At 57.6% G+C, this 14,190-nt stretch carries 14 protein-coding genes; 4 read left to right on the top strand and 10 right to left on the bottom strand.

Features of this window, described 5'->3' with window-relative positions; genetic code table 11:
* The first annotated feature begins 42 nt into the window (after window positions 1-42).
* From ACZ9XP_RS06310 to tolQ, 3 genes are read left to right on the top strand one after another with little or no spacing between them, the layout of a single operon-like run.
* The gene (locus ACZ9XP_RS06310) at window positions 43-774 is read left to right on the top strand and encodes a substrate-binding periplasmic protein (protein WP_465188164.1); all 732 of its coding nucleotides are present in this window, start codon (window positions 43-45) and stop codon (window positions 772-774) included.
* A 60-nt stretch (window positions 775-834) separates the two neighbouring features.
* The gene (gene tsaC / locus ACZ9XP_RS06305) at window positions 835-1,410 is read left to right on the top strand and encodes an L-threonylcarbamoyladenylate synthase type 1 TsaC (protein WP_240803480.1); all 576 of its coding nucleotides are present in this window, start codon (window positions 835-837) and stop codon (window positions 1,408-1,410) included.
* A gap of 18 nt (window positions 1,411-1,428) precedes the next feature.
* Window positions 1,429-2,097: a protein TolQ gene (tolQ, locus tag ACZ9XP_RS06300; protein ID WP_147688214.1), complete on the top strand. Its 669-nt coding sequence runs from the start codon at window positions 1,429-1,431 to the stop codon at window positions 2,095-2,097.
* 98 nt (window positions 2,098-2,195) lie between these two features.
* On the opposite strand, the gene ACZ9XP_RS06295 is transcribed toward tolQ, so the two are convergent.
* Window positions 2,196-2,792, bottom strand: coding sequence for a phosphorylase family protein (locus ACZ9XP_RS06295; protein ID WP_147688213.1), 597 nt, complete (start codon window positions 2,790-2,792; stop codon window positions 2,196-2,198).
* A gap of 84 nt (window positions 2,793-2,876) precedes the next feature.
* Between ACZ9XP_RS06295 and ACZ9XP_RS06290 the strand changes: the two genes are divergently transcribed.
* On the top strand, window positions 2,877-3,371 hold the full coding sequence (locus ACZ9XP_RS06290) for a YgjP-like metallopeptidase domain-containing protein (RefSeq protein ID WP_147688212.1): 495 nt from the start codon (window positions 2,877-2,879) through the stop codon (window positions 3,369-3,371).
* A gap of 475 nt (window positions 3,372-3,846) precedes the next feature.
* On the opposite strand, the gene ACZ9XP_RS06285 is transcribed toward ACZ9XP_RS06290, so the two are convergent.
* The 9 genes from ACZ9XP_RS06285 to zwf all read right to left on the bottom strand — a co-directional run bounded on the left by ACZ9XP_RS06285 (window position 3,847) and on the right by zwf (window position 14,118).
* The gene (locus ACZ9XP_RS06285; protein ID WP_147688210.1) at window positions 3,847-4,068 is read right to left on the bottom strand and encodes a thioesterase family protein; all 222 of its coding nucleotides are present in this window, start codon (window positions 4,066-4,068) and stop codon (window positions 3,847-3,849) included.
* Window positions 4,069-4,080: 12 nt separating this feature from the next.
* Window positions 4,081-4,854, bottom strand: coding sequence for an enoyl-CoA hydratase/isomerase family protein (locus ACZ9XP_RS06280; RefSeq protein WP_465188163.1), 774 nt, complete (start codon window positions 4,852-4,854; stop codon window positions 4,081-4,083).
* Window positions 4,855-4,938: 84 nt separating this feature from the next.
* Window positions 4,939-5,865, bottom strand: a complete 927-nt coding sequence (locus ACZ9XP_RS06275) for a diiron oxygenase (RefSeq protein ID WP_147688208.1) — start codon at window positions 5,863-5,865, stop codon at window positions 4,939-4,941.
* A 56-nt stretch (window positions 5,866-5,921) separates the two neighbouring features.
* Entirely contained in the window at window positions 5,922-7,619 is a 1,698-nt protein-coding gene (locus tag ACZ9XP_RS06270; protein ID WP_147688207.1) for a long-chain-fatty-acid--CoA ligase, read from the bottom strand.
* Between the two features lie 704 nt (window positions 7,620-8,323).
* Window positions 8,324-9,973: a glucose-6-phosphate isomerase gene (pgi, locus tag ACZ9XP_RS06265; protein WP_147688206.1), complete on the bottom strand. Its 1,650-nt coding sequence runs from the start codon at window positions 9,971-9,973 to the stop codon at window positions 8,324-8,326.
* Between the two features lie 45 nt (window positions 9,974-10,018).
* Complete coding sequence (gene hexR, locus ACZ9XP_RS06260) at window positions 10,019-10,870, bottom strand: transcriptional regulator HexR (RefSeq protein WP_147688205.1); 852 nt, start codon at window positions 10,868-10,870, stop codon at window positions 10,019-10,021.
* The gene (locus tag ACZ9XP_RS06255; protein ID WP_465188162.1) at window positions 10,863-11,849 is read right to left on the bottom strand and encodes a glucokinase; all 987 of its coding nucleotides are present in this window, start codon (window positions 11,847-11,849) and stop codon (window positions 10,863-10,865) included. Before ACZ9XP_RS06255 ends, hexR begins: the two co-directional genes overlap by 8 nt.
* Window positions 11,830-12,522 carry a 6-phosphogluconolactonase gene (pgl, locus tag ACZ9XP_RS06250; RefSeq protein WP_465188161.1) on the bottom strand — a complete coding sequence of 231 codons (693 nt, stop codon included), beginning with the start codon at window positions 12,520-12,522 and terminating at the stop codon, window positions 11,830-11,832. Before pgl ends, ACZ9XP_RS06255 begins: the two co-directional genes overlap by 20 nt.
* 123 nt (window positions 12,523-12,645) lie before the next feature.
* Window positions 12,646-14,118, bottom strand: a complete 1,473-nt coding sequence (gene zwf / locus ACZ9XP_RS06245) for a glucose-6-phosphate dehydrogenase (RefSeq protein ID WP_147688203.1) — start codon at window positions 14,116-14,118, stop codon at window positions 12,646-12,648.
* Between the last annotated feature and the right edge of the window lie 72 nt (window positions 14,119-14,190).

The following is a 14,190-nucleotide window of genomic DNA, read 5'->3' as shown; positions in this document are numbered from 1 at the left end:
GCCTACACTGGTAACAGGGTGTTTGTTTCAGGAGCATGCGCCATGAAGCACTTTCTATCGGCAAGCCTGTTCATCACTTGCCTCGGCCTGACGCCAGCGCAGGCTGCCGACCCGGCGCACCTGAAACTGTTCACCGAAGACTACCCGCCATTCAATATGGCCGACCCCAGCGGGCGCATTACCGGCTTGTCGACCGAGATCGTGCACCAGCTATTACAGCGCGCCGGCATCAGCCACGATATCGAGCTACTGCCGTGGGTGCGCGCCTTCAACCGCGCCGTGCTGGAGCCCGGCGCCTGCGTATACTCCACCACGCGCACCGAGCAGCGCGAGCACCAGCTCAAATGGATAGGCCCCATCGTCGGAAACCCCTGGGTGCTGTTTGCTCGTAGCGATAACAAGACCGTGGTCACCACACTGGAATCCGTGCGCCCCTACCGCTTGGGTGGTTATAGCGGCGATGCCACCGCCCAGTATCTGATCAGCAAAAACTTCGAGGTAGACCTGGCCAGTACCGACGTGCAAAACGTACGCAAGCTGGTGGCCGGGCGTATCGACTTCTGGGCCACCGGCAAATACAGCGGTACCACGCTGGCCGCACGCGAAAAAGCGGCCAACATCCGCCCGGTGCTTACCTTCAACACCACCTTCATGTACCTGGCCTGCCACCCGCGCATGGACGACCGCACCGTGGCCCTGCTCAACAGCACGCTAGACCGGATGCGCAAAGACGGTACAGTGGCTAAAATCAGTGCCCGATATCATCAGGACTAGGCGGAACCAAGCGATAGCGCGGCCGGTCTGTCCGTTTTACCGAGTACAACAGCGCTGACCGTGAAAAAACCGTTTCCCCGCCTGCCGGCGCAGGCCCAGATTGACGCCGCCCGTGGCCGCTTCCGCGCTGGTGGCGTACTGGCCTACGCTACCGAATCCTGCTTTGGCCTGGGCTGTGACCCGTTCAATGTGCGCGCCATCCGCCGCGTGCTGGCCATCAAGGCGCGCCCCACGCATAAAGGCTTGATCGTGATTGCGGCCAACCTGCAGCAGCTGCGCCCGCTGATCCGCCCGCTCACGCCGGCGCAGCTGGCCACCGTGCAGCGCTATTGGCCCGGCCCCTACACCTTTTTATTGCCGGCATCGCGCCGCGTGCCCACGCTGCTACGCGGGCGGCATGATAAAATTGCGGTTCGCATTAGCGCGCATGGCGAAGCCGCCGCGCTGTGCCAGGCCCTGGGCTCGCCGCTGGTGTCTACCTCGGCCAACCGTGCCGGGCAAAAGTCGCTGAAAACCGCGCGCGCCTGCCGCCAAGAATTTGGCCGCGAACAGGTGCTCACGCTCAAAGGCCGCATCGGCAAGCGCCGTAAGCCTTCCACCATTATCGATCTCGACAGCGGGCGCGTACTGCGCTAGCGCTGCAAGGAGCCACGAGTGCAGGAAATTTCCATCCTCAGCCTGATCATGCACGCCAGCCTGCCGGTGCAGCTGGTGATGGCCGGCCTGGTGCTGCTGTCCCTGATATCCTGGGGCATCATCTTCAACAAGATTGCCGTGCTGGGCCGCGCCCGCCGCGCCACGCAGGAATTCGAGCAGCAGTTCTGGAGCGGTACCGACCTGAACAGCCTGTTCGAAAAAAACCGCGCCAACGGCAACGCTGTGGCCACCGAAAAGCTGTTTCAGGCCGGTTTTGCCGAGTTCCTGAAGCTGCGCCGCCAGCCTGGCGTCGATAGCTCCGACCAGCTGGACGGCGCCCGCCGTGCCATGCGCGCCGCCGCCCAGCGCGAGCTGGACGCGCTGGACCACCACAACAGCTTTCTGGCTACCGTCGGCTCGGTCAGCCCCTATATCGGCCTGTTCGGCACCGTGTGGGGCATCATGCACGCCTTTATCGGCTTGGGTAACGCCGGCCAAGCCACGCTGGCTACCGTGGCACCGGGCATTGCCGAAGCGCTGATCGCCACCGCCATCGGCCTGTTTGCCGCCATCCCCGCCGTGGTGGCCTACAACCGCTTTGCTGCTGATGTAGACCGCTTGGCCGGCCGTTTTGATTCGTTCATGGAAGAGTTCTCCAACATCCTGCAGCGCCTGGCAGCTAAATAAAGCGCCAGATAAGCCGGCCAGCCATCATGCAAAAGCCGCTATCCACGGATAGCGGCTTTTTGTTTGCCAGGTAGCACAAGGTTGGCCGCAAGCGCTGCTCAGGCCGCCTGTAGCTGGTCGATCAGCCGGTGCAGCGCGTCGGTTAGCGCGCGCACCGAGCCGGGCAGGTCCCAGTTATCGTCGCCCGGCTGCACCACGTTGGAGATGGCGCGCAGCTCCAGGAAGCGCTGTCCTTCCTGCAGGCACACGTGGAAGAACGCCGCGCCTTCCATGTTTTCGATCTCCACCGCGCTGCTATCGATAAACGGCGCCATCGCCACGTTCAGCGACGCGCTACGCGCCGTGCGCCAGCCGCCGTCCGCCGGCAGGTGCGGGCAGGCCAGCGTGTGGCGGCGCTCGAAATCCATGTCCAGCGGCAGGTGTGCCAGGTGTACAAAGCCCTCCGGCGTGTGAAAGCCCAGGTCGGCTTCGACTTCGCTTTCCACCAGCACCACGTCGCCAATGACCAGCTCGGCGTGCGGATAGTAGCCGGCCACCCCGGCCAGAATCAGCCAGTCCGGCCGCCCGGCGTGCAGGGTTTTCAGCGTCTGGTAGGCGGTGGCAGTCAGCCCCACGCCGCTCACCAGCGTGGTGACGCCCTCGCGCTGGAACAGGCTGGCTTCGGTGGCAGTAGGAAACAGCACGGTGATTTGCATACAGGTTGGCCGCAATAAAAGTGGATAGGCGATTCTAGCGCCCCCGCGCTGCGGCCAACAGCCACCGCCGCGCTACAATGCTGCATGGCAGACATCAAATACCTGGCGGGCTACCCGCCGCACCTCATCGAACAAGTCGCCGGCCTACTGCAGGCCGGCAAGCTGGGCGCCTGGGTGGCCAACCGCTACCCCGGCAGCCACGACATCCAGACCGACCGCGCGCTGTACGACTATGTATCCGAGCTAAAGCAGCGCTACATGAAAAACGCCGGCGCGCTGGCCAAGGTGGTGTACGACAACAACCTGCACCCGATGCGCGGCACGCTGGGCACCAATGCCTTTGTGTCGCGGGTGCAAGGCGGCAAGCTCAAGAGCAAAAACGAAATCCGCATCGGCAGCCTGTTCCGCGACGCACCGGAAGCCTTCCTGCGCATGATCGTGGTACACGAGCTGGCCCACCTGAAGGTGAAAGACCACGACAAGGCGTTTTACCAGCTGTGCTGCCATATGGAGCCGCACTATCACCAGCTGGAATTCGACATGCGGCTATGGCTGCTGGCGCGCGAGGCGGAAGAGTAGGGTGGGCAAAGCGTAGCGTGCCCACTACGTAGCTTTTGGTTGGTGTTAGCATTGTTGTGCCATGGGAGCTTGGCACGACGCAGGGATGTTATCAATGTGCCTCGTTAAGAATGACCTAGCGCCAAAATTTCAATATCAATTATCTATTGATAAATTTTTATTTGCCAAAAGTATAAATCAAGTGCGTAGTTGTCTATCAGCTTCTATCCATGCAAGGACAGAAGGAGGAAAATCAGCCGAATCAGGGTTAACTCCCAATAGTCGGCACATTTCGCTACTACGGACGATACCATTCGGACCGATAATTCCACCCTTTGTATGGCCGATCGCCATTAATTGATCATCTTTCATAAATTCGAAACGAATATTATGTCCAATGCTCATCCCAGCACATAACTGCAAAACGCACTTGATACCGACAAAATGGTTTCAGGCCACGTCGGAAAGCTATCATAGAGCTGCCGAGCATAGGACGCTAACTACGCTGCCAAGCTAGTCTCGTCAGTCCTGCACGCGTCATGTATTCTATTAGAGCGAGATCAACAATTGTCATATAGCGACCATTGTTCATATGGCCATTTATATCCAGATCATTCGGTAATACAATGAGTTGTATTTCTATGCTGTCGCCAATCTGAATACTAGATTTTCGGCAGGCTCTTATCCACACCAGCAAAAGGCGTAAATATAGATTCATCAAAAACTCCGGTTAGCTTGGTATGTGAACAGTAGAATGCCGCATTTGACTGACAACACGCGATAATATATTTTGTGTTTCTGGTAACATAAATGCATCAACAAATTCATCGAGTGGCAATGTATCTATACTTGCGAAAGCATCACTTAAATCACGGCGCGCGGTGGCTCGTGTTTCAGTAAGTCCGTGATTTGGCATAAGCAGCAATTCTTGCAATCGCTCACGCGCACTAGTGATGAGATTAGAAGGATGTACCAATTCATCAATTAGCCCTATGTTTAATGCCTGTGTAGGATCAAGCAGACGACCAAATACCAGCAAACGCTCTGCGTTGAGTGTTCCAACTACACGACGTACGGCATATTGAAAACAGGCTGGTAAAGCAACGCCTACCTGAACCTCGTTAAGTCCGATACGCCAACTACCACGTGCCATTATGCGGTAGTCACAAAATATTGCTAGTAATGCACCCGCAGCAAAGCAGTGCCCACTGATGGCTGCAAAAATTGGTAAGCGGGATTGTGCCATTTCTGTTGCTAACAGAAAGACCTGCTCCCAATATTCACGTACAATTGCGCGTTCATTATTAATTAAGCTGGGGATGTCAATTCCTGAAGAAAATATGCCAGGTGTGCCGGATAAGATTATTCCGCGATAGCCAGACTCTTTTGCATCTGCCAGAGAACGACGCAAGGCTCTCAATATATCCACATCAATCAAGTTGATTGGTGGACGGTTGATGCATAATTCAATTATATCTTCTTCATGTTCAGTGATATCAAGCATGATGCCTCCTATGTTTAAACTTCATGATAGCAAATCACTTGGGCGCGATACACATCAAAGTGCCATTGCTGTAAGTAATCCAGATTAATTGATGATGTTATACTTCAGGCACCATTCACGTACGTCGCGGAAGCGTACCTGGTTAAGGCGCTGGTTGTTTGGCGATAGGCGGATTTCACGAATTTTTTCCGTATCGTGTGGCTGAATAGGAAAAGGAAAAGAAGCGTGTATTGCAATTTCTGGCATATAAGTGTATTCGTCCAGTAGGAAACCATAACCTTTTTGAAAGAATCCACACATTTCCTGAAGTTCGCCGACCGGTGCTGACTCAAAATAGTTTTCACATATGGTTTTGGCAAAGGCGATGTGGCGTAACTCTTCAGTGTGGTGCTCTCTGAACATTTTGCGCGTCAATGGCTCTATCTCTTCATGTTGAGTCTGATACATCGAGTTTAATTCTGCAAACCATTCAATCAATAGATTCCAGCATATGCCATAGACCGGATGTTTTCCTGCCAGCTGTCTTTCAAAGTGAGAATAATTGGGTATGTTTTCCGGATGACTCCACAAGCGTAGTCCAGCAGTGTTCAGGTAGCGTCGAAACATCAGCGTATGTACGATTTCTTCGCGTGAAAAAACCATCAGATATTCGCGAACATCATCGTTCAAATAGCCATGATATTTATTGACATAGCCCACATATAACTCAGGTAAAGTTTGTTCTAGCCAGATAAAGTAAGATACATCCCGACCAGTTTCCAACCACAACACTTCGTTACGCTGTGCTTCGGTGAGGGCATCCCAATATTGAGTACCATAAATCCAGCTTGATTCAGGTAGCTTTGGTGGTTTGGATAGGTCAATTCCGGCCTCCCAATCAACAACCTTGTCAAGGAGCAGCAAATTTCGATGAGAGGCATTGATTAACGTTTTTACGGTTCTTCTACTCCGTTCATTTAATTCAAGCGGATCTACTTTTAATTCGGGTGTGGCTGTTTTGCTGGTGCTCATTTCTGCGACTCCTTTGGTATTTATTGGAGAAAGAGTGATTAAAAATTAGAAAAGCTTTAATTAATGCTGGGTGTTTCGCGTAGTTCACGACGTAAAATTTTTCCCACATTGGTTTTGGGGAGTGACTGACAGAATTCAATGTATTTTGGTTTTTTATATGCGGTCAGCTGTTCTTTACAGTAATTCATTAGCTGATCGATAGTCAGGGCGGAATTTCTTCGTACTACAAATAATTTCACGGCCTCACCGGAGGCGGCATCCGGTACGCCAATGCACGCGCATTCGAGGACATCCGGATGTGCCGCCACAACGCTTTCAATTTCGTTCGGGTAGACATTAAACCCAGAAACAAGGATCATGTCTTTTTTGCGGTCCACAAGCTTGACATAGCCTCGCTCGTCCATGAAGCCAATGTCTCCCGATTTGAAATAACCGTCTGCTGTCATGACTTTGGCCGTTTCGTCCGGACGATTCCAGTAACCCGCCATTACTTGTGGGCCACGGATCGCAATTTCACCATGCTGTCCAAAAGGAACCGGTTTGCCATCATCATCCAGAATTGCCACTTCTGTTGACGGCACAGGCAAGCCGATTGTGCCGGAAAATTTCTGCTGATGAGGTGGGCACAAGGTTGCAGTCGGTGAAGTTTCAGATAACCCGTAGCCTTCCAGAATGACGCTGCCGGTTAATTGACACCAGCGGTCGCTGATTGTCTCCTGCACTGCCATGCCACCGCCTAATGTAATGCGTAAGCCAGAAAAATCCAGCTTGGAGAAGGTAGGCTGATTTAGCAAACCATTAAACAAGGTATTCACGCCAGGGAAAAAATTAACCCGATATTTGGATAATTCTTTGACAAAGCCAGTCATGTCACGCGGATTGGGAATCAACAGGTTCATCGCTCCCCAGCGCATACCCATTAGCATGCAGGCATTCAAGGCTAAGATATGATAAAGTGGTAAGGCACAAACCGTAATCAGCGATCCTTTGATCGATTCCTCACGCATCGCAGGCCCTGCCCATGCATCGTTTTGCAGCATATTGGCAATCACATTGCGGTGTGTCAGTGTTGCTCCTTTAGATAAACCGGTGGTTCCACCGGTGTACTGTAAAAAGGCAATATCAGTATTATTAAGCGGTGGTGAAATTAATTTCTGTTTTGCACCTTGAGATAAAGCATCACGAAAGTTCACTGCACCAGGCAGGCTAAAATTCGGTACCAGTCTTTTTATTTTGCGCACTATTAAATTCATTAATGTGCCTTTGATTACCCCCATCATGTCACCAATGCTGGCGATAACAATATGTTTGACCGCTGTGCGTGATAAAACTCTTTCCAGCGTAGTCGCGAAATTTTCCAGAATAAAAATGGCTTCAATACCAGCATCCTCGAGTTGATGCTCCAGCTCTCGTGGTGTGTACAACGGATTTATGTTCACGGCAGTACAACCGGCTCGTAGGATTGCTGTGACCACTATTGGGTACTGCAAGACATTAGGCATCATGACGCCAACTCTGGCACCTTTAGCCAAACCGCGTTGCTGTAACCAAGCTGCCAGATTGCGGGAGTACGTATCTAGTTCTCTGTAGCGCATGAAACTGTCCATACACACGTAGGCATGTCGGTCAGCGTATTTTTTGAAAGATTCATCAAACAAATCGTTCAGTGAGCGATACTCATCTGGGTTGATAGTTTCCGGCACACCTGACGGATAAGACTTCAACCAGTGCTTTTCTCTTTTCTCTATTGTCATTTCATCGTCTCCATTCTCACCCATATTAAAATGTGCGTTTCTTCATTGGTGCAAGGATCCGCCATCGTCTATCACTGATCTGGGCGCAAGCCGTGCCTTGTACGGAGCTGGGCTTGAAGATGCCACTCGCTGTATTTGTTGAAAATCTGGATACCGTGAAGCTGTCTGGCATTAACCCTGTTGCACTTGGTTCTTGAGACCATCCTCTTTGCTCGCCTAGTATCTGGAAAGTATTCATACCAAACGCAATTTCATCATTGTCAATTAATGCCATTGCTATAAATAAATTTCGCACTGAGCCCCAAACCTATGTGGCTTTTTTGCAGCTTTGAATATTTGTAAGAGGAGACCCGCGTGGATATGCCGTGCCCTCAATTACCCCATGATGCCAACTGGAGCTTATAGTCAGCCGCCCGAGACAAATAGCAGGCGCGTTGGGGGGATGGCTGCGAGACAACCGGCACCTAGTATCGAACCCGTCGCAGTGATTCACATCGGCAGACTATGTGGGCCATGAAGGTTGGCCGCATCATGTTTCCACTTGGTTGCTGATTCCCCCCCGGATGCGCCTGCGGCTTATCCGGGCTACGGCTCGGGTGTGTGCCACGTGCGCCGTTGCCCAAGCGCTAGCGTCACCGGCCAAACAAAAAACGCCCCGTCTCGACGGGGCGTTTTGCTGTGGCAGAGCCAGGTTGGCCGCAGGCTTACAGGCCGGCGTTGGCGCGGCGGTAGCGGCGGATCAGCGCTTTGGTGGAGCTGTCGTGCGGGGCGTCGTCCAGCTTGCCGGCCAGCTCGGCGTGGATGGTTTTGGCCAGCTGTTTGCCCAGCTCTACGCCCCACTGGTCGAAGCTGTTGATGCCCCAGATCACGCCTTGTACGAAGATCTTGTGTTCGTACAGCGCAATCAGGCTACCCAGGTTGCGTGGGTCGAGGCGGTCCATCAGCAGGGTGTTGGTGGGGCGGTTGCCGCCAAATACCTTGTGCGGCACCAGCGTTTCCAGCGCCTCGCCTTTCAGGCCCTGTGCGGCCAGCTCTTCGCGTACTTCTTCGGCGGTTTTGCCGCGCATGAAGGCTTCGGCCTGGGCAAACACGTTGGCCAGCAGGATTTCGTGGTGGCCGGGCAGGCTGGAGCTGTTTTGCAGCGAGCAGATCAGGTCGATAGGCGAGATGTGGGTGCCCTGGTGCAGCAGCTGGAAGAAGGCGTGCTGGCCGTTGATGCCGGTTTCGCCCCAGATGATGGGGGCGGTTTCAAAGTCTACCGGGCTGCCGTCCAGACAGGTTTTCTTGCCGTTGGATTCCATGTCCAGCTGCTGGATGAAGGCGGGCAGGCGGTGCAGGTACTGGTCGTACGGGGCGATGACATGGCTGCCGCCGCCGTAGTAGTTGATGTACCAGATGCCGATCATGGCCAGCAGCACGGGCATGTTTTGCTCGAACGAGGCGTTGGCAAAGTGCTGGTCCATGATGTGGGCGCCGTTGAGCAGCTCGGTGAAGTTTTCTTCGCCCAGGTACAGCATGATGGGCAGGCCAATGGCCGACCACAGGCTGTAGCGGCCGCCTACCCAGTCCCAGAATTCGAACATATTGGCCGGGTCGATGCCGAACTCGGCCACGGCTTTCTTGTTGGTAGACACCGCCACAAAGTGCTTGGCCACGGCTTTTTCGTCGCGCGCGCGCGCCACGAACCATTCGCGGGCGGTGAGGGCGTTGGTCAGCGTTTCCTGGGTGGTAAAGGTTTTGGATTCCACCACGAACAGGGTGGTTTCCGGGTGTACTTTTTTGAGGGTTTCCTTGAGCTGCGCGCCGTCTACGTTGGACACAAAGTGCATGTTCATGCGCGGGTGGCCAAACGGTTTGAGCGCACTGCACACCATCAGCGGGCCCAGGTCGCTGCCGCCGATGCCGATGTTGACGATGTCGGTAATGGGCTGATGGGTGTAGCCCAGCCATTCGCCGCTGCGGATGGCGTGGCAGAACTTGCCCATGCGCGCCAGCACCGAGTTCACCTTGGGCATCACGTCTTCGCCGTCTACCAGAATCGGCGAGTTGGTACGGTTGCGCAGCGCCACGTGCAGCACGGCACGGTTTTCGGTGCTGTTGATCTTTTCGCCCTTGAACATGGCCTTGAGCCGGGCTGGCAGGCCGGCTTCGCGCGCCAGCTGCATCAGGCCGCGCAGGGTGTCGTCGGTAATGCGGTTTTTGGAGTAATCAAGAAACAGGCCGCCCACTTCCAGCGCGTAGCGCTCGGCACGCTGCGGGTCGGTGTCAAACAGGTCACGCATATGGTGATGCTTGGCGTCGGCAAAGTGGTCCCACAGGGCTTGCCAGGCGGGGAGCTGGGTGAGGGCGCTCATGTTTTCTCCAGTTTTTGTGTGTCTGCGGCCAACGTGGGGCGCAGTTTATTCGTCGTCGTTGTCGTTGCGCAGCCGTTTTTGCCTCAGGCTGCGTTTGGCTTTTTCCAGCTGGGCGGCCAGGCCGGGGCCACGCTTCAGGGCCACGCCCACGGTCAGGATGTCGATCAGCACCAGGTGCAGGATGCGGCTCAGCATGGGGCTGTAGGTTTCGTTGTCTTCTGGCGAGTCTACTTCCAGCGTGACGGTGGCGCGTTCGGCCAGCGGGGTACCGGGCACGGTGATGGCAATGACCTTGGCGCCGCTTTCCAGCGCGGCGTTCACCGCGTCCATCAGCTCGCGCGAGCGGCCGGAGCTGGAGATGGCCACCAGCACGTCGTCTGGCGTCAGCAGGGTGGCGGCCATGATCTGGATGTGGCTGTCGGCGTAGGCCACGGTGGGGATGCCGAAGCGGAAGAACTTGTGCTGGGCATCGGCGGCGATGATGCCGGAGTTGCCCAGGCCGTAAAACTCGATGCGGCGGGCGTGCGACAGCAGGTCTACTGCAGCATCTACCGCCTGCGGGTTCACGTCGTTACGGCATTTCAGCAGCGCGGTCACGGTGTTGTCGAATACCTTGGCGGTGATTTCCGACACTGGGTCTTCCGGGCGCACGCTGGAGTGCACAAAGGGCACGCCACCCACCAAGGTACCGGCCAGCTTGAGTTTGAAGTCGGACAGGCCGGAAAACCCCATGCTGCGGCAGAAGCGGATCACCGTGGGCTGGCTCACGCCAGCGCTGGCGGCAATGTCGGACACCGCCGACTGCATCACGGTGTACGGCTGTGCCAGCACTTGCTCGGCGACCCGGCGTTCTGCACCGGACAGTTTGTCCAGGTCGCTGCGGATTTTCTCAAGCATCGTGCTCTCCCAGGTGGCTGCGCAGCGCGGCGCGCACGCCGGTCAGCGCGGGGTAGGGGCTGTGGATCACGTACACCGGCATGGCGCCAGTGTAGGCAGCAAAGCGGCCGGTGGCCTCGAAGCGGGCGCGGAAAGCGGAGCGGGTAAAGAACTCGCCCAGGCGCGGTACCACGCCGCCGCCGATGTACACACCGCCCACGGCGCCCAGCGTCAGCGCCAGGTTGGCCGCAGCGCTGCCCAGCATGGCGCAGAACAATTCCAGCACGCGCACGCAGCGCGCATCGCGGCCGGACAGGCCGCGCTCGCTGATTTGTGCGGCCGATAGCTGGCCGGCGGCTTCGCCGGCTTGCACGCTCAGTGCGTCGTGGATCAGCTCCAGGCCGGGGCCGGATAGCAGGCGCTCGGCCGAGACATGTTCGCCAAAACGGGTCTGTGCGTAGCGCAGCAGCGCGGCTTCGTCGTCGTTCAGCGGCGAAAACGCCACGTGGCCGCCTTCGCCGGCAATAGCGACCCAGTCCTTGCCAGCGGGCAGCAGGCCGGATACACCCAGGCCGGTACCGGCGCCGATCAGCGCTTTGGCGCCGGGTTTGGCCTCGCCGCCGCCTACCTGTACCAGCTCGCTGGCGGGCAGGTGCGGCAGCGACAGCGCCAGCGCGGTGAAGTCGTTGAGCACCAGCAGGGTGTGGAAGCCCAGCGCCTGGCGCGTTTCTTCGATAGAGAACGACCAGTGGTGGTTGGTCATCTGCACGCGGTCGCCGTTGACCGGGTTGGCAATACCGATGGCGGCATGGTGCACGGCGTGGGTATGCGCGTCTTCCAGATAGCTGCGGATGGCGTCGGCCAGCGTGGCGTATTCTTTGCACGGCAACACATCGATGTCTTCAATCACACCCGGGCCGGTTTCCAGCGCAAAGCGTGCATTGGTGCCGCCGATGTCGGCCAGCAGGCGCGGATAGGGGTTAGGCTGCCCAGTAGACATGAAGCGGTTTCTCCGAAGGCTGCAGCAGATAGCTGATGGGGTAAGTATCGTTCACGCCTTGTGCGGCGGTGTCCAGTACGGTGCGCTTGCCGGCACCGGCGATGGCCAGGTACAGCTTGCCGCTACGGCGCAGCTCGGCCAGCGTCATGCTGATGCGGGTGTGCGGTGCGGCGGGCGGCACCACGGTGAGCAGGGCATGCGGGTTGGCCGCATCCAGCCCGTCCGCCAGCTGTGCGGCCGCGGGGAACAGCGAGGCGGTGTGGCCGTCGTCGCCCATGCCCAGCACTACGACGTCTGGCGTTTGCCACAGCGTGCGTGCAGTGGCCAGCTCTTGCTCGGCGTTGGCCGCAGTATTCACCAGCGGTAGAAAGGCGGCCGCGGCGGCTGCGCCTTGCAGCAGGTGCTGGCGTACCAGGCCAGCGTTGCTGTCGGCGTGCTCGGGCGGCACCACGCGTTCGTCTACCAGGGTCACGGTAACGCGGCCCCAGTCCAGCTGTGCTTGGGCCAGCGCTTGGAAAAACGGCACCGGCGAGCGCCCGCCGGATACCGCCAGCGTGGCACGGCCACGGGCGGTGATGGCGGCGGCCAGGTCGCTGGCTACCGCGTGCGCCAAGGCCGCGCTGGCGTCGGCGGCCTGGGTAAATTCATTCAGATGCATCTCTGTATCGTCCATGCAGGTGTCGTCTTGTGGCGACGTGGCCCGGTGGCCCGGGCTCGTTTGTTTCGCTATTGCTGCCGTGCACCCGGGTGGGGCGCGGCGGCTAGCCAGGGGCCGGCTTGGTAGCCGGCCTGGCGCTTAACACTCTTCGTGCCAGCTGATGCCGTCACGGCTGAGCAGGGCACTGGAGGCGGCAGGGCCCCAGGTACCCGCAGTGTACTGCTTGGGGGCGATGGTGCTGCGCGCCCAGTTGTCCATGATGGGTTCTACCCAGCGCCAGGCTTCTACCAGCTCGTCGCGGCGCATGAACAGCGCCAGCTTGCCGCGGATCACGTCCAGCAGCAGGCGCTCGTAGGCGTCGGCACGGCGGGCTTTGAACGATTCGTGGAAATCCAGGTTCAGGTGTACCGGCTGCAGGCGCTGGGTGTCGCCCGGCTCCTTGGACAGGAAGTACAGGCGGATGCTTTCTTCCGGCTGCAGGCGGATCACCAGGCGATTGGCGGTGTTCTGGCCGGTGGGGCTGGCAAACAGGTGGTGCGGCACATCGCGGAAATTGATCACGATTTCGGCCAGGCGTTCCTGCATGCGCTTGCCGGTGCGCAGGAAGAAAGGCACGCCTGCCCAGCGCCAGTTGTCGATTTCGGCCTTGATGGCCACAAAGGTTTCGGTCTGGCTGCCAGCGGGGATGCCTTGTTCTTGCAGGTAGCCCACCACCGGCTGGCCGGCTACGGCACCGGCCTTGTACTGGCCGCGCACGGTTTTACCTGCCACGTCTTGCTCGGTAAACGGGCGCAGCGCTTTCAGTACTTTCAGCTTTTCGTCACGCACGGCGTCGGCGCCCAGGTTGGCCGGCGGCTCCATGGCCACGATACACAGCAGCTGCAGCAGGTGGTTTTGCACCATGTCGCGCAGCGCGCCGGTATCGTCGTAAAAATCGCCACGGGTGCCCACGCCCAGGTCTTCGGCAATGGTGATCTGCACGTCGTGAATCCACTCGCGGCGCCACAGCGGCTCGAACAGCGCGTTGGCAAAGCGGATGGCCAGCAGGTTTTGTACCGATTCTTTACCCAGGTAGTGGTCGATACGGTACAGCTGTTCTTCCTTGAAGTGGCGGGCGACTGCTTCGTTGATTTCGTTGGACGATTCCAGGTCGTGGCCCAGCGGTTTTTCCAGTACTACGCGCACCTGGTCGTGGTTCAGGCCCACGGCGGCCAGGTTGTCGCAAATGCCTTCAAACAGGTCCGGCGCGGTGGCCAGGTAGCACACGGTGACGCGGTCGCCACCGGCTTTCAGGGCCTCGGCCAGTGCCGGGTAGTGCTCGGGCGTGGCGGCGTCGACTTTCAGGTACTGCACGCGGGCGAGGAAGCTGTCCCAGGCAGGGGTGGAGAAGTGCTCTTTCACGTGTACGCGCGCGCTCTTTTCTACCATGGTCAGGTAATCGTCGCGGCTCATGTCACGGCGGCCCAGTGCCAGAATGCGGCCTGTTTCGTGCAGCAGCCCGGCGGCGTGCGCCTGATAAAGCGACGGCAGCAGCTTGCGCATGACCAAATCGCCGGTACCCCCAAACAGCACCATATCGAATGCCGGGGTGTGCAGGTTTGCGTTCTCCATCCTGATGATTCTCGCCCAAGGTTGTGATGTAGTTATATTACCAAACGTGGCCCGCTTGTCTATGTCGATTGT

It is taken from the genome of Vogesella perlucida, assembly GCF_979366545.1.
The sequence above is the reverse complement of the archived record's forward strand: the minus strand, read 5'-3'. Positions and strand labels throughout refer to the sequence as shown.

Excerpts from the sequence above, each read along its gene's own strand:
- ACZ9XP_RS06255 (WP_465188162.1), bottom strand. The coding sequence starts at position 11,849 with ATGTCTACTGGGCAGCCTAACCCCTATCCGCGCCTGCTGGCCGACATC.
- hexR (WP_147688205.1), bottom strand. The coding sequence starts at position 10,870 with ATGCTTGAGAAAATCCGCAGCGACCTGGACAAACTGTCCGGTGCAGAA.
- ACZ9XP_RS06275 (WP_147688208.1), bottom strand. The coding sequence starts at position 5,865 with ATGAGCACCAGCAAAACAGCCACACCCGAATTAAAAGTAGATCCGCTT.
- pgl (WP_465188161.1), bottom strand. The coding sequence starts at position 12,522 with ATGGACGATACAGAGATGCATCTGAATGAATTTACCCAGGCCGCCGAC.
- ACZ9XP_RS06280 (WP_465188163.1), bottom strand. The coding sequence starts at position 4,854 with ATGCTTGATATCACTGAACATGAAGAAGATATAATTGAATTATGCATC.
- ACZ9XP_RS06285 (WP_147688210.1), bottom strand. The coding sequence starts at position 4,068 with ATGAATCTATATTTACGCCTTTTGCTGGTGTGGATAAGAGCCTGCCGA.
- zwf (WP_147688203.1), bottom strand. The coding sequence starts at position 14,118 with ATGGAGAACGCAAACCTGCACACCCCGGCATTCGATATGGTGCTGTTT.
- pgi (WP_147688206.1), bottom strand. The coding sequence starts at position 9,973 with ATGAGCGCCCTCACCCAGCTCCCCGCCTGGCAAGCCCTGTGGGACCAC.
- ACZ9XP_RS06295 (WP_147688213.1), bottom strand. The coding sequence starts at position 2,792 with ATGCAAATCACCGTGCTGTTTCCTACTGCCACCGAAGCCAGCCTGTTC.
- ACZ9XP_RS06310 (WP_465188164.1), top strand. The coding sequence starts at position 43 with ATGAAGCACTTTCTATCGGCAAGCCTGTTCATCACTTGCCTCGGCCTG.
- ACZ9XP_RS06270 (WP_147688207.1), bottom strand. The coding sequence starts at position 7,619 with ATGACAATAGAGAAAAGAGAAAAGCACTGGTTGAAGTCTTATCCGTCA.
- ACZ9XP_RS06290 (WP_147688212.1), top strand. The coding sequence starts at position 2,877 with ATGGCAGACATCAAATACCTGGCGGGCTACCCGCCGCACCTCATCGAA.